This is a genomic window from Pseudomonas sp. 18173, assembly GCF_050432945.1.
Lineage (GTDB): Bacteria > Pseudomonadota > Gammaproteobacteria > Pseudomonadales > Pseudomonadaceae > Aquipseudomonas.
Window position 1 is genome coordinate 135,600 of the sequence record NZ_JBKFTN010000003.1, and the last position, 15,291, is coordinate 150,890.

At 61.5% G+C, this 15,291-nt stretch carries 11 protein-coding genes; 5 read left to right on the forward strand and 6 right to left on the reverse strand.

All coding sequences use genetic code 11. The annotated features are described in order from the left end of the window. Positions 1–42: 42 nt before the first annotated feature. Both amaA and amaB read right to left on the reverse strand, forming a co-directional pair. A complete protein-coding gene (gene amaA, locus ACLD1X_RS04550) occupies positions 43–1,326 on the reverse strand; it encodes an L-pipecolate oxidase (RefSeq protein ID WP_429366312.1) in 1,284 nt (427 codons plus the stop codon). Between the two features lie 166 nt (positions 1,327–1,492). Then, complete coding sequence (amaB, locus tag ACLD1X_RS04555) at positions 1,493–2,983, reverse strand: L-piperidine-6-carboxylate dehydrogenase (protein ID WP_429366313.1); 1,491 nt, start codon at positions 2,981–2,983, stop codon at positions 1,493–1,495. 174 nt (positions 2,984–3,157) lie between these two features. Here amaB and ACLD1X_RS04560 point away from each other — a divergent pair, with 174 nt between their 5' ends. From ACLD1X_RS04560 to nadE, 3 genes are all read left to right on the forward strand, one after another. Further along, positions 3,158–4,069: a LysR family transcriptional regulator gene (locus tag ACLD1X_RS04560; RefSeq protein WP_429366314.1), complete on the forward strand. Its 912-nt coding sequence runs from the start codon at positions 3,158–3,160 to the stop codon at positions 4,067–4,069. 206 nt (positions 4,070–4,275) lie between these two features. Beyond that, positions 4,276–5,502: a nicotinate phosphoribosyltransferase gene (gene pncB / locus ACLD1X_RS04565; RefSeq protein WP_429366315.1), complete on the forward strand. Its 1,227-nt coding sequence runs from the start codon at positions 4,276–4,278 to the stop codon at positions 5,500–5,502. 4 nt (positions 5,503–5,506) lie between these two features. Then, positions 5,507–6,334, forward strand: a complete 828-nt coding sequence (nadE, locus tag ACLD1X_RS04570; protein ID WP_057397747.1) for an ammonia-dependent NAD(+) synthetase — start codon at positions 5,507–5,509, stop codon at positions 6,332–6,334. Between the two features lie 174 nt (positions 6,335–6,508). Here the strand turns inward: nadE and azu are convergent, their stop codons facing one another. After that, positions 6,509–6,955: an azurin gene (azu, locus tag ACLD1X_RS04575; RefSeq protein ID WP_429366316.1), complete on the reverse strand. Its 447-nt coding sequence runs from the start codon at positions 6,953–6,955 to the stop codon at positions 6,509–6,511. 358 nt (positions 6,956–7,313) lie between these two features. Between azu and ACLD1X_RS04580 the strand changes: the two genes are divergently transcribed. Together ACLD1X_RS04580 and ACLD1X_RS04585 are read left to right on the forward strand one after the other, a co-directional pair. Continuing rightward, on the forward strand, positions 7,314–7,901 hold the full coding sequence (locus tag ACLD1X_RS04580; RefSeq protein WP_429366317.1) for a TIGR00730 family Rossman fold protein: 588 nt from the start codon (positions 7,314–7,316) through the stop codon (positions 7,899–7,901). Positions 7,902–7,969: 68 nt separating this feature from the next. Further along, complete coding sequence (locus ACLD1X_RS04585; RefSeq protein ID WP_008003055.1) at positions 7,970–8,149, forward strand: hypothetical protein; 180 nt, start codon at positions 7,970–7,972, stop codon at positions 8,147–8,149. A gap of 144 nt (positions 8,150–8,293) precedes the next feature. Here the strand turns inward: ACLD1X_RS04585 and ACLD1X_RS04590 are convergent, their stop codons facing one another. The 3 genes from ACLD1X_RS04590 to ACLD1X_RS04600 all read right to left on the reverse strand — a co-directional run bounded on the left by ACLD1X_RS04590 (position 8,294) and on the right by ACLD1X_RS04600 (position 15,052). Next, positions 8,294–9,202 carry a transglutaminase family protein gene (locus ACLD1X_RS04590; protein WP_429366318.1) on the reverse strand — a complete coding sequence of 303 codons (909 nt, stop codon included), beginning with the start codon at positions 9,200–9,202 and terminating at the stop codon, positions 8,294–8,296. Then, positions 9,202–11,688 (reverse strand): circularly permuted type 2 ATP-grasp protein, encoded by a 2,487-nt coding sequence (locus ACLD1X_RS04595; protein ID WP_429366319.1) that lies wholly within the window; start codon positions 11,686–11,688, stop codon positions 9,202–9,204. Before ACLD1X_RS04595 ends, ACLD1X_RS04590 begins: the two co-directional genes overlap by 1 nt. An 88-nt stretch (positions 11,689–11,776) precedes the next feature. Continuing rightward, complete coding sequence (locus ACLD1X_RS04600) at positions 11,777–15,052, reverse strand: DUF2126 domain-containing protein (protein WP_429366320.1); 3,276 nt, start codon at positions 15,050–15,052, stop codon at positions 11,777–11,779. Between the last annotated feature and the right edge of the window lie 239 nt (positions 15,053–15,291).

Sequence of the window (15,291 nt, forward strand, 5' to 3'; positions counted from 1 at the left end):
GCAGATCGAAAAAGCGCCGCTTCCCACTGCAAAAATCAACCTTCAGATCACGATCCGCAGGCACTGGCCTGCGTGATACAGCGAGAACCCCGCCTCATACAGACAACTGCGCAAGCCCACCCCGGCCAGTGGCTGCATGGGGGCAAAGGGGATCGGCAGCGCTTGAGGATTTCCGTTACACAGGTAGTCGGCAAAGGCCTTGCCGACCACCGTCCCCGTGGTCACGCCCCGCCCGTTGTAACCGGTGACGGCCACCAGACCGGGTGCCGGTTCGAACAGGCGCATCAAATGATCGGGGGTGAAGGCGATGCGACCGGTCCAGGTGCACTCCCACTCCACCGGTTTGAGATACGGGAAATAGTGTTGCTGTACCCGATCGGCCCAGGCCTTGAGAAACCAGGCCGGTTTCTGATTGCCATTACCGAGGCTACCCAGCAGCAACCTTCCGTCTTTATCCCGACGGATGCTGCTCAGGACCTGGCGGGTGTCCCAGGAACCCTGGCCGCCGGGAAGAATCTGCCGGGCGGCCTCTTCGGTCAGCGGGACCGAGGCCACCTGGTAGTAATAACCGGGGAAGAAATTGCGCCGCAGTTCGGTCCAGTCGCCTTCGGTGTAGGCATTGGAGGCAATCACCACCTTCTCGGCCATGACCGAACCCTGGGCGGTTTGCACTGACCAGCGCTGGCCCTGGCGTTCGAGGCGGGTGACCGGAGAATGATCGAACAATTGACCGCCCAGACCGAGGGCCGCCTTGGCCAGCCCTGTGGTGTAGGCCATCGGATTGAGCGTACCGGCGCGGCGATCGAGCAGCGCGGCAGCGATCTTTTTGGTGCCTGTGGCTTGCTCGCAAGCCTGACCGGTCAACAATTCCACCGGTGCCCCACGGCGTTTCCATTGTTCCTCACGACTGCGCAAGTCGGCCTCGCCACGGGCGTTATGCGCCATGTGCAGCGTGCCTTCGCGGCGCAACTGGCAATCGATGTTGTATTTGTCCACCAGGCTGAACACCAGGGATGGCGCCGCGCCCAGCATGCGGTTGAGCTGGCTGCCAACTTCGGTGCCGAACCCGGCTTCGATCTCGTCCGGGGGAATCCACATCCCGGCATTGACCAGCCCGACGTTGCGCCCCGAACCACCGTGGCCGGCGCGATGGGCCTCCAGCACACAAACGGTCTTGCCTTGCTCCAGCAGATGCACCGCCGCCGACAAACCGGTAAAACCGGCGCCGATGACGCAGACATCCACCGAGACCTCACCCTTGAGGGCCGAATGGTCCGGCCTTTGCGGCGTCAGTTTTTCCCACAGACACTCTTCGCGTAACGGCATTGCCAGACTCCAACAGAAACCTAACCAACACACCATTCAACTGTAGGAGCAGCCGGTCGACGCTCGACTGCTCGCGATGGACGTCAACGATAACGCGTGCTTGCTGCATAAACGCGTTGTGCTGACGTTTTTCGCGAGCGAGCTCGCTCCTACAGGGGATCACCGATCAGTCAAAGGTAATGCCCTGCGCCAACGGCAACTCCAGCGAATAGTTCACGGTGTTGGTCTGGCGGCGCATGTAGCCGCGCCATGCATCGGAGCCGGACTCACGACCGCCGCCGGTTTCTTTCTCGCCACCGAATGCGCCACCGATTTCTGCGCCGCTCGGGCCGATGTTGACGTTGGCGATGCCGCAGTCGCTGCCCACCGCCGACATGAACTGCTCGGCTTCACGCACGTCGGTAGTAAAGATGCACGAGGACAGGCCTTGTGGCACGGCGTTGTTCTGGCGCAGGGCTTCCTGGAAGTCGCTGTAACCGACCACGTACAGGATCGGGGCGAAGGTTTCGTGGCAGACCACGTCGCTCTGCTCCGGCATTTCGACGATGGCCGGCGACACGTAGTAGGCGTTCGGGAATTTGTCTTCCAGCTGACGCTGGCCGCCGAATACCTTGCCGCCTTCGCTCAAGGCTTGCTCCAGAGCATCCTGCATATTGTCGAAGCTTTGCTTGTCGATCAGCGGACCGACCAGATTGCCTTCCAGCGGATGGCCGATGCGTACTTTCGAGTACGCGGCTTTGAGGCGGGTGACGATTTCTTCTTTCACCGATTCATGGGCGATCAGGCGACGCAGGGTGGTGCAGCGCTGGCCGGCGGTGCCGACGGCGCTGAACAGGATCGCGCGAACGGCCATGTCCAGGTCGGCGCTCGGGCCGAGGATCATCGCATTGTTGCCGCCCAGTTCCAGAATGCTGCGGGCGAAGCGTGCGGCGATTTTCGGCGCCACTTCTCGCCCCATGCGGGTGCTGCCGGTGGCACTGACCAGTGCGACGCGCGGGTCGTCGACCAGTGCTTCGCCAGCGTCGCGGCCGCCAATAATCACCTGGCTCAGGTGAGGTGGTGCATCGCTGAAGTTCTTCAGCACGCGATCGAACAGCGCCTGGCAGGCCAGTGCGGTCAGCGGGGTTTTTTCCGACGGCTTCCAGATCACCGGGTTGCCGCAGACCAGCGCCAGCGTGGCGTTCCAGGCCCAGACCGCCACCGGGAAGTTGAAGGCGCTGATGACGCCGACGACGCCCAGCGGATGCCAGGTTTCGCGCATGTGGTGGCCTGGACGCTCGGAGGCGATGGTCAAGCCGTACAACTGGCGGGACAGGCCGACGGCGAAGTCGCAGATGTCGATCATTTCCTGAACTTCACCCAGGCCTTCCTGAGTGATCTTGCCGGCTTCCCAGGACACCAGCTCGCCCAGATCGGCCTTGTATTCACGCAGGATATCGCCCAGTTGACGCACCAGTTCGCCACGGCGCGGTGCCGGAACCTTGCGCCACAGTTCGAACGCATGATCTGCGCGACTGATGTGTTGCTCGACTTCAGCGGCACCTTCCCAGTTCACAGCGGCGATGCGACTGCCGTCGATGGGCGAATGCACCGGCACTTTGCCGTTCTGGTACAGGGCCGGGTTCACACCAAGACGATCAAGCAATGCGGCAACCATGGGTCACTCCTCAAGCAAAAGACAGAACACGTGCAGCCGGAAAATCACGGCTGATCAGACCTGTAGTTTTAGCTGCCCGGAGGTTACTCAACAAACGACCTTTAAGAGAGATATCATTCCGTTTATTCATGCTGTGCATTGCTGGCAATAAGAAACAAGAACCAAGGACCGCCCATGCTGAATAAACGCTACTTGCCATCGATCGCTGCATTGCAGTGCTTCGAAGCCGTCACCCGGCACTTGAGCTTCACCCGGGCCGCCGAAGAGCTGAACCTGACCCAAAGCGCCGTGAGCAAACAGGTCGCGCAACTCGAAGAGCTGTTGCAGCACCTGCTGTTTCGCCGGGTACGCCGCCGCTTGCAGATGACGCCGGCCGGTGATCTGTACCTGGTCGAGGTGCGAAAAATCCTCACGCAGGTCGAGATGTCGACCCATTACCTGCGCTCCTACGGTGGCGAAACAGAAGTCCTGCGGGTATCAACGCCTCCTACCTTCGGTGCGCGCTGGCTGGTACCGCGCCTGAAAGGCTGGCGCCTGCGGCACCCGTCGATCCACCTGGACCTGTGCAGCGAGCAGGAAGCCGACGATCTGCTGCAAGGTCGCAGCGACCTGGCGTTCTACTTTGGCCAGGGTTCGCGGCCCGGCACCGAATGCCTGAAGCTATTCGGTGAAGAGCTGGTGCCGGTGTGTGCCCCCGGCAGCCTGCCGGACACGCCGTTCACCGATCCGACGCAACTGACTGACCTGGTCCTGCTGCAAAACGCTTCCCGCCCCCAGGCCTGGCATGACTGGTTCGACCACCAGGGCTACCACACCGAGCACAGCTACCACGGTCCGCGTTTCGAAACCTTCTATATGTGCATCCGCGCCGCCCAGGTTGGCTGCGGCGTGGCGCTGCTGCCACGGTTTCTGGTGGAAGAGGAACTGGCCGACGGCAAGCTGGTCATTCCCTGGCAGCATGCAATGCCCAGCAGCGATGCCTATTACCTCGCGTATCCGGAGCATTCGGCGGAAGTGCCGAAGGTGCGGGACTTCGTGAAGTGGATGCTGGAGCAGATAGATAGCCCGGAAATGTCAAAAATCTAGGGATGTACTCAACACCTGTGGGAGCGGGCTTGCTCGCGAAAGCTCCAGTCCAGACAACATGGATGCTGAATGTGCCGACCTCTTCGCGAGCAAGCCCGCTCCCACAGGGATTTACGGTGGCCTGAAAAATTGCTGGCAATCCTTGGCACCGATATGCGCCACTAGCGCCATTGATCAATACCGCTGCAGCGCTGGAGATTCCCGTTATGAGCGAGAGTGTGTTTGCCGATCGCATCGTGCAGAACCTGCTCGACACCGACTTCTACAAACTGACGATGATGCAGGCGGTGCTGCACAACTACCCGAACGTCGAAGTCGAATGGGAGTTTCGTTGCCGCAACAGCGAGGACTTGCGCCCTTACCTCGCGGAAATCCGTTTCCAGATCGAGCGCCTGGCCGAACTGAGCCTGAGCGCCGATCAATTGAGCTTTCTGGAGCGCATCAGCTTCCTGAAGCCGGATTTCCTGCGCTTTCTCGGGTTGTTTCGCTTCAATCTGCGCTACATCCACACCGGCATCGAAAACGGCGAACTGTTCATCCGCCTGCGGGGTCCCTGGCTGCATGTGATCCTGTTCGAAGTGCCGCTACTGGCGATTGTCAGCGAAGTGCGCAACCGCTACCGCTACCGCGAAGTCGTGCTGGAACGGGCCCGCGAGCAGCTCTACCGCAAGTTCGACTGGCTGAGTGCCAACGCCAGCAGTGATGAATTGTCCGAATTGCAGGTGGCCGACTTCGGTACCCGCCGTCGCTTCTCGTATCGCGTGCAGGAAGAAGTGGTGAATGTGCTCAAGCACGATTTCCCCGGACGCTTCGTCGGCACCAGCAACGTGCACCTGTCCCGGGAGCTGGACATGAAACCGCTGGGCACCATGGCCCACGAATGGATCATGGCGCACCAGCAACTCGGCCCACGGCTGATTGACAGCCAGATCGCCGCACTCGATTGCTGGGTCCGCGAATACCGTGGCCTGCTGGGGATTGCCCTGACCGATTGCATCACCATGGACGCCTTCCTCGGCGACTTCGATCTGTTTTTCGCCAAGCTTTTCGACGGATTGCGCCACGACTCGGGCGATCCGGTGGTCTGGGCGGAAAAAGCCATCGCCCACTATCACAAGCTCGGCATCGACCCGATGAGCAAGACGCTGACCTTCTCCGACAGCCTGACCTTGCCCAGGGCCCTGGAGATATTCCGGGCGCTGCGTGGTCGGATCAATGTCAGCTTCGGCATCGGCACCAACCTGACCTGCGATATTCCGGGTGTCGAACCGATGAGCATCGTGCTTAAAATGACCGCCTGCAACGACCAGCCGGTGGCGAAGATTTCCGACGAGCCCGGCAAGACGCACTGCAAAGACCCGAATTTCGTCGCTTACTTGCGACACGTTTTCCAGGTTCCTGCCGCCCTTTCAAGTACATCAAGCAAGGAGTGAATTCATGCAAGCCGTACAGCGTGAGATTGCTGAACAGCTCAAGGTCCAGCCGCCATTCGCCGACGAAGCCGCCCTTGAGGCCGAAGTCGCCCGGCGGGTGACCTTCATACAGGACTGCCTGGTCAACTCCGGGCTCAAGACCCTGGTATTGGGCATCAGTGGCGGTGTCGACTCCCTGACAGCTGGCCTGCTGGCCCAGCGAGCCGTGCGTGAGCTGCGCCAGCGCAGCGGTGATGCCGCCTATAAATTCATCGCCGTGCGCCTGCCCTACGAAACCCAGTTCGATGAGCACGACGCCCAGGCTTCGGTGGACTTCATCAAGCCGGACGAGCGCCACACCGTGAACATCGGCCCGGCGGTCAAATCCCTGGCCAATGAAGTGGCGGCCTTTGAAGGCAAACATGCGGTGTCGGTGGATTTCGTGCTCGGCAACACCAAGGCGCGCATGCGCATGGTCGCCCAGTACACCATCGCCGGCGCAACCCATGGCCTGGTGATCGGCACCGATCACGCGGCGGAGGCGGTAATGGGGTTCTTCACCAAGTTCGGTGACGGCGCCTGCGACCTGGCGCCACTGAGTGGCCTGGTGAAAAACCAGGTCCGCGCCATCGCCCGCAGCTTCGGCGCGCCGGAGTCGCTGGTGGAGAAAGTCCCGACCGCCGACCTTGAAGACCTGTCGCCCGGCAAACCGGACGAAGCCTCCCACGGCGTGACCTACGCCGAGATCGATGCATTCCTGCACGGCAACCCGGTGCGCGAGGAAGCATTCAGGATCATTTGCGACACCTACAACAAGACTCATCACAAGCGTGTGATGCCGTTTGCGCCTTGAGGTGTGAGTGAATGAAAAAGCCCGCTGAAGTGTTGAGCTTCAGCGGGTTTTTCTTTGGCCAAAACATGCGTTGATGCTTCTGGCCCCTTCGCGAGCAAGCCCGCTCCCACAGGTACGGAGTTGTCCATGTGGGAGCGGGCTTGCTCGCGAAGAACGATGACGCGGTGTGCCTGATTACTTCAGGGTCACGGTGCCTTTCATCATCGAGATGTGGCCCGGGAACGAGCAGAAGAAACCGTATTTTTCAGCGGCGTCCAGCTTCGACACATCGAAGGTCACCGAGTCGGTTTCATTGGCGCCGATGATCTTGGTGTGGGCGATCACGCGGGCGTCGCCTTCCTTCAGGTAGTTCTTGTCGATGCCGGCGCTCAGGCCGTCGGTGGCGATCGGCTGCATGTCGGCTTCTTTACTCAGCACCCAGTTATGGCCCATGACGTTTTTCGGCAGGCTGCCGGAGTGCTTGAGTTCCACGGTAAACGTCTTGCAGCTCTTGTCGATTTCAATGGCCTTCGTATCGAAAGACATCTGGTCGGTTGAGTCGATGGTGGCTTTGCACTCTGCAGCCATCAATTGGCTGCTGGCCAGTGTCAACAGGGATACCGCAACAAGTTTGGCAAACATGGTGAATCTCCAAGGCAGGGTTAGCAGAAATGCGAATGGACAGAAGACTGCCTGAAAACTTCGCAAGTTCATATGACTTGAATCAAAAATTGTATACAACTTTCGAGCTATAGGCACGATGCAAACAATCTACCGGCCAGGCGTCTGGTCCGGCCCTATCATCAGGCCGTCCCCTCCTCTCTCCTCCAAAAAAGCCGGAGCACCGATCATGTCCATCAACAGTCTGTTGTGCAGTTTGCTCGCCGCCTACGCCTGCGGTGCCAGCGGTACGTACGAAACGCCGAAACACGAAGTCTAGCCCTTGGAGTGCCGTGCGCCTGCCTTTACTCTGTGGCCCTGATCGACCAAGGAGCAAGGCATGTCGTTAACATCCGTTTGTGTATTTTGTGGTGCCAGCACCGGCACCAACCCGGCTTACCGCGAAGCAGCCGTAGCTCTTGGCCGGGCTTTGGCCGAACGCAAGCTGACCCTGGTGTACGGCGGTGGTGCCGTAGGCCTGATGGGCATTGTCGCCGATGCGGCCCTGGCGGCCGGCGGTGAAGTGATCGGCATCATCCCGCAAAGCCTCAAGGACAAGGAAATCGGCCACAGCGGCCTGACTCGCCTGGAAGTCGTCGATGGCATGCACGCGCGCAAGGCCCGGATGGCCGAACTCAGCGATGCCTTTATCGCGCTGCCCGGCGGCCTTGGCACCCTGGAAGAGCTGTTCGAAGTCTGGACCTGGGGCCAGCTCGGCTACCACGGCAAACCGCTGGGTTTGCTGGAAGTGAACGGTTTCTACAGCAAATTGACGTCTTTTCTCGATCACATCGTCGGCGAAGGCTTCGTTCGCGGGCAGCACCGTGACATGCTGCAAGTGAGCGAATCGCCGCAAACCCTGCTCGATGCCCTGGATACCTGGCAACCGTCCATAGCGCCAAAATGGGCCGAGCAAAAACCCAGCTAACGGCTCGGCACCGATACAGGGCAGAATATGCGCCGCTCAACCTCACCTTCGACCCCAGAGGATCGCCCATGGCCAAACCTAATTATTCCTTCGCCAAACGTCAGAGAGACTTGGCCAAGGAGCAGAAGAAAGAGGAAAAGCTTCAGCGCAAGAAAGCTTCAGCTGAAGAAGCTGCCCTGAACCCAGAGGGTGAAGTGGCGGCAGAAGATGATGTTGATGCACCGAAAGACTCGGCGCCCGACGCCTGAGAACCTCCGGGCCGGCTGATCTGATCCGGCCCAACGGATCTGTGTCCCTTGTAGGAGCGAGCTTGCTCGCGAAGATATCGAAGACAACGCGTTTTTCCAGACAGGACGCGTCATCGTTGACGTCCATCGCGAGCAAGCTCGCTCCTACAGGGTGGATCGTTGATATTCCAGCGGCATCACCGTTACCCGAACTTCCGGGTCGTGGTTTCCTCCTCCCAGTATGACCCCCCGCAACGGCGACACATCGGAAAAATCCCGGCCCCAGGCCAGGGTGATGTGCTCCAGCGCCGGTTGCACATTGTTGGTCGGGTCGAAATCCACCCACCCCAGCACCGGGCAAAACACCGATACCCAGGCGTGGGACGCATCAGCACCGATCAGCCGTGGCTGGCCCGGCGGTGGCTGGGTCAGCAAGTAGCCGCTGATGTACCGCGCCGCCAAGCCACGTGAGCGCACGCAAGCGAGCATCAGGTGAGCAAAGTCCTGACAGACCCCGCGTCGGCGCTCCAGCACCTCTACCAGAGGTGTCGCCACCTGGGTCGCTTCGGCATCGAAGGTGAACTCGCTGAAGATTTTCTCCATCAACGCCTGCACGCCGAGCAGCAGCGGTCGGCCCGCCGGGAAGCAACTTTCGGAAAACTCGACGAAGTTGCTCTTCAGATGCACATACGGCGACTCAAACCGGTATCGGCAGGCTTCCAGCAATGGAGGTGACAGCGGCTGGCTGCTGTAGGTCAGCGCGCTTCGTGTGCTTTCCCACGGAGCAGACCGGTTGAAGTCCGGCACAGGTCGGGGCAACACTTCGATCGTGAGGCTGGCGTTGACCAGCAGTTCATCGTGGGGACGCTCGAATGCCAACCGGGTCAGCGGGTTGCCGAATACATCCAGTTCATCGCGACGGGAGGTCGGCTGCGGACTGATCTGCAACTGCCGGCCGCTGCAGCGCTGCCAGTCACAAGCTCGCGGCCACAAATGCGCCAGTTGCTGGGCCAGGGACACCGGGCTGTCGTAGTGATAATGGGTGTCGTGGAAAATCTGATAGTGAGCGCTCATCAGACGGACACCGTGCGCTGGCTGACATCGTCGACATGGGCGAAATGCCGCAGCGCCAGGCGATCGGAAACCTGCCCGCTGGCGTCGGCGATCTCTTGCAGCAGCGTGGCCAGCCCCTCGATGGCGGCGCGAACACTCGCGTCGCCGAACAGCGAATTCTCCAGGCAGCCCAGATCGAATCGCGCCAGACGCTCGACCATTTGCGGCAGCACTGCTTCACGTGGCGCCCCGAAGTCATCATTGAGGCGCTTGAGGGTGCGGGTCACCAGTTTCAGCTGGAACAACACGGCGTGAGGGTTCTGCTCGTCGAGCAACAACAGGTCGAGCACCGGGATCAACTGCGCCACCGCCAGGTAGCGGGAACGGTAGGTGATACTGCTGTTGCCCAGTTCCAGCAACCACTCCAGCCCGGCCTGATCGAAAGCCCCGGCGCCCCGCAGGAACGCTGCCAGGCTGCCGCTGAGAAATTGCAGGCGCTCGAGCCGCCGGCCAATCATCAAAAAGCGCCAGCCTTCGTCCCGGGTCATGTCGTCCAGGGCAAAGCCCGACAGCGCCGCCAGGGACATCACCAGACGGTTGAGAAAATCCAGCAACTCGCCGAAATCCGGTTCTTCGGTTTCCAGCTCCATGGCTTCACGCTGCAACTCCACCAGCGCCTGCCAGTTTTCCCGTGAGAGCTTGCCGCGCACCTGCGAAGCCGCCCACTGCAAGCGTTGCAGGTTGGAACGCAGGCTGAACGGCCAGTCATCGCCGAGCAGCGCCGCCAACAGGCGTTCCGGCAACTCGCCCTCGTCGGGCAACAGCATCAGCCGCTCGCCGAGATCCACCGCCGCCTGCAGGGCTTGCGGGTCGTCGCCATCGACATAGCGCGCCAGCACGATGCGCAGCAAACGGGCACTGTCGTCGCAACGTTCGCAGTAACGACCGAACCAGAACAGGTTTTCAACCACTCGCGACGGCAAGTACGGATCGCGCCGCACCAGGTCATGCACACCGATGTTGCGTTGGGCCGTCCATTGTTCGCCGCTGGGCGCACGATCGCCCAGCACCCAGGTGTCCTTGCTCGCGCCGCCGCGCTGCATCGATACCACCTCGGCATCCGCCTGCGCGGCGACCCGGGTCAAGCCACCGGGCAGCACCCGATATCCCTCGCGGCTGGCGACGGCATACACGCGCATGCCGATGGCACGGGGTTGCAGCTGACCGTCTTCGGCTTGCCAGACCGGCGCCTGGGACAATTGCGCAAGTTCTTGCGCCACATAAGCGTATGGCCGTGCCTGCATGCGCTCGGCGAGCTCCTGGCGCTGCTTTTCACTCAAGTCACGGCCAAATACCGGTGCAAAGCTCTGGGACGGAAACGCCGGTTTGATCAGCAGCTCCGGCAGTTTTTCCAGGGCCTGGGCCAGTACCGGCGCTTCGCCGCACCACCAGGTGGCGATGGACGGCAGGATCAGTTCTTCGCCGAACAGGAATTGATTGATCTTCGGCAGGAAACCCAACAGACCTGGCGACTCCAGCACTCCACTGCCCAGAGCGTTGGCCACCAGCACCCGCCCCTGGCGCACAGCCTCAAGCAGCCCCGGCACACCCAGGGCCGAGTCGGTACGCAGCTCCAGCGGGTCGCAGAAGTCATCGTCGAGCCGGCGCATGATCGCGTGGACCCGACGCAGGCCGCTGAGGGTCTTCAGGTAGACCGTGGCGTCGCGCACCGTCAGGTCACCGCCCTCCACCAGTGGGTAGCCGAGCTGACGAGCGAGGTACAGATGTTCAAAATAGCTTTCGTTGAAACGCCCCGGCGTCAACAACACGACCAGTGGCGCGTCCCCATCGCTCGGGGCCTGACGAGCCAATGTTTCCTGCAAGGTGCGGAAGAACCCGGCCAGGTGCTGCACTTTCAGATCGCGGTACAACTCGGGAAAGGCCCGGGACACAATCGTGCGGTTTTCCAGCGCATACCCGGCCCCCGAAGGCGCCTGGGTACGATCCGCCGTGACCCACCAGCGGCCATCGGGTGTGCGCGCCAGATCCACGGCATACAGATGCAGAAAGACGGCGTCAGGCGGGCTGATGCCCTGGCAGGGCCAAAGGAAATTGTTGTGACCGAACACCAGTTCCGCCGGCAGCAACCCCTCGGCAACCAGGCGCTGCGGGCCGTACAGGTCAGCCAGCACGGCATTGAGCAACCTGGCCCGTTGCGCGATGCCGGCCGCCAGGCGCCCCCACTCATCGGCTGCAATGATATGCGGCAGCAGGTCCAGTTCCCATGGCCGGTCAGCGCCCTTGGGATCGGCATAAACGTTATAGGTAACGCCGTTTTCCTGAATCTGCCGGGTCAGCAGGGCCTGACGCTGCACCAATTGCGCCGGCGTGCTGCGTTGCAGCTGCTCGAACAGCCGACGCCAGTGCGGGCGCACGGCGCCACTGTCGTCGAGCAGTTCATGATAGGTGCCCGCCGTCAGCGGGTAGCGGTCTAGCAGGTCAGGCATGGAAAGCTCGGCAGACAGCATTGAACGGTCAGACTAGCGCAGGCTCGTGACGTCCGGACATACGAAAAATCCGAGCGTCGCGCACGGTTCAGAAACGTCGCAAATCGAGTGTCATCGGCAGCTCGTCGTTGATTTCCGGATTCGGTACGGGAAGTTTTCCCGGCGTGTGTCCGATGCGGAAGAAACGCGCCATGCGCCGGCTCTCGGCCTCGTTGGCATTGACCGGCAAGCTGTCGTAATTGCGCCCGCCCGGATGAGCGACGTGGTACTGGCAGCCGCCCAGCGATCGCTGCATCCAGGTATCGAGCAGGTCAAACACCAGCGGCGCATGGACCGGGATGGTCGGTTGCAGGCAGTTGGCCGGTTGCCAGGCTCGGAAACGCACGCCGGCCACGAACTCGCCGACCCGCCCCGTGGGCTGCAGTGGCACCGGGACGCCATTACAGGTCAGCAGATAGCGCTGGGGCGGCAAGCCGCTGAGCTTGACCTGCAAACGCTCCAGCGACGAATCCACGTAACGCACCGTACCGCCCATGGCGCCCTCTTCGCCCAGCACGTGCCAGGGTTCGAGCGCCTGGCGTAGTTCCAGCGCAATACCACCGACGGCGTAATCGCCAACCTTGGGAAAACGGAACTGCAGATGTGCGGCGAACCATTCGGCCCGCAGCGGATAACCGACGGCGTTGAGGTCGACGATGACATCGGCGAAGTCTTGCTCGATAAAGTGCGGCAACAGGAAGCGATCGTGCAGCTCCGTGCCCCAGCGCGCCAGTTTCTGCGGTGCATAGGGCTCGCGCCAGAACCGCGCCACCAGCGCCCGCAGCAACAATTGTTGCGCCAGGCTCATGCGCGCATGGGGCGGCATCTCGAACGCACGCAACTCCAGCAACCCGAGGCGTCCGGTGGCACCGTCCGGCGAATAGAGTTTGTCGATGCAGAACTCGGCACGGTGGGTGTTGCCGGTCACATCGATCAGCAGGTTGCGCAGCAGTCGGTCCACTAGCCACGGCGGGCATTCCTCACCCGCTTCAGGCATTTGTGCAAAGGCTATTTCCAGTTCGTACAAGGCATCGTTGCGCGCTTCGTCGACCCGCGGCGCCTGGGAAGTTGGACCGATGAACAATCCGGAAAACAGGTAGGACAGCGACGGATGGTTGTGCCAGTAGCTGATCAGGCTGCGCAGCAGATCCGGGCGGCGCAGAAACGGTGAATCCCCCGGGGTCGCGCCACCCAGCACGAAATGGTTACCGCCACCGGTGCCGGTGTGCCGGCCGTCGATCATGAATTTCTCGGTGGTCAGCCGGGTCTGGCGCGCTTCTTCGTAGAGGAATTCAGTGCGCTCGACCAATTCATCCCAGGTTGCGGACGGTTGTACGTTGACTTCGATCACCCCCGGATCTGGAGTGATACGGAAGTTGCTCAGGCGTGGATCACTCGGCGGCTCATAACCCTCCAGCAATACCGGGCACATCAGCTCTTCAGCGGTGGCTTCGATGGCCGTGACCAGTTCGAGGTAATCCTCGACCCGCTCCAGCGGCGGCATGAACAGGTACAAACGGCCTTCCCGCGCCTCTGCACAGATCGCCGTGCGGGTCAGCCAGTCGGCGGATTCATCGATCTTCGGTATGCGCTCCTGCACCTCGGCAGTCTCGCCCTGCCTTTGCAGTTGCGCGGTGTCGGGCAGCGGCGGGAAATCCTGATTCGGGTCTTGCGGATGAATGAACGGGTACTCCGCCGCTTTTACCCAGGGCTGTGAACCCAGCGGCAAGCGATAACCCAGAGGCGAGTCCCCCGGCACCAGTCGGCAGTGCTCGTCGCGCAGATACCAGCGGCCGCTCTGCCACTGATCGCCCTTGGCGGTGCGCGCCAGCGGCAGGACATGGCCAATGACCTTGTCCAGGCCTTGACTGAAGACCTTGCGCAGACGCGCACGCTCCAAAGGCTCTTCCAGGCGCGAATCTTCGGCGCTGACGTTTTGCGGCAGCATCCCCTCGCGCCAGAGGTAATAGAAATTGTCTTCGTAGGCTGGAAACACAAAGCGTGTCGGAATGTTCAAGCGCTCGGCCACGCTGGCCAGAAAACGCCCGGCCAGTGCACCATCGGCACCGTAGTCTTCCTGCTCATCGGCGATCAGCGCGCTGTTGTGCCAGATCGGAACGCCGTCACGGCGCCAATAGCAATTGAGCGACCAGCGCGGCAGTTGCTCGCCGGGGTACCACTTGCCCTGCCCGAAATGCACCAGCCCCTTGGGCGCATAATGTTTACGCAGGCGCTGGAACAGCTCGGCGGACAACCGCCGTTTATCCGGCCCCAGTGCCGCGGTGTTCCACTCGGCGCCGTCCGGGTCATCAATGGACACGAAGGTCGGCTCGCCGCCCATGGTCAGGCGCACATCGCCTTCCAGCAGATCGGCATCGATCTGTCGGCCCAGGGCCTGGATCGCCTGCCACTGTTCGTCGGTGTACGGCTTGGTGACCCGTGGCGCTTCCCAAACCCGCTCCACGGACATTTCGTGGCTGAATTGGCACTCGCACGGTTCCACCAGGCCACTGATCGGCGCCGCAGAGGACGGATCGGGACTACAGGCCAACGGAATATGTCCTTCACCGGCAAACAGCCCGGAGGTCGCATCCAGGCCGATCCAGCCGGCACCGGGCAAGTACACCTCGCACCAGGCGTGCAGATCGGTGAAATCCACGTCGGTGCCGGACGGACCGTCGAGACTTTTGACGTCGGCGGTCAACTGGATCAGGTAGCCCGACACGAAACGCGCCGCCAGTCCCAGGTTGCGCAACAGTTGCACCAGCAACCAGGCGGAATCGCGGCACGAACCTGAGGCCTGGTCGAGGGTGTGTTCCGGTGTTTGTACGCCGGGCTCCATGCGGATCAGGTAGTCGATGTCTTCGCTCAGGCGCTGGTTGAGCGCGACGAGAAAATCCACGGCGGGCAACGGCGTGCGGTCGATGCCGTCCAGATAAGCCTTGAACTTCGGCGTCAGGGGCAGGGTTTCCAGGTACGGTGCCAGCTCTTTGCGTTCGTCAGTGGCATAGGTAAACGGGATTTTTTCCGCGTAGGGCTCAAGGAAGAAATCGAACGGATTGAAGATCGCCATTTCCGCCAGCAGGTCGACTTCGATCCGCAGTTCCTCGGTTTTCTCCGGGAACACCAGCCGCGCCAGGTAGTTGCCTTGAGGGTCCTGTTGCCAGTTGATGAAGTGCTGCTCGGGCGAGACTTTCAGCGCATAGGACAGAATCCGCGTGCGGCTGTGAGCGGCAGGACGCAGGCGAACAATCTGCGGGCCGAGCTCGACAGCACGGTCATAGCGGTAATGCGTGACATGGTGCAATGCGACATGAATCGACACGGCGTGCCTCCTGCGAGCCTTGAGCGTATGGGAAAGCGCGCAAGACTTATGCCATCCAGCAACGCTGGCGCTTTCCTTGGTTGCCTGAGGCAGTACAGCACCAAAATCGGACGAAGTAGGAAAATGGTTTGGCGCAGGCGCACGTAAATGTGGCAACCAGCCAGAAATTGGTTGGCAGTTCCGGCCTCTTCGCGGGCAAGCCCGCTCCCACAGTTTTCGGGATGCCCGCAGTTTTGTGT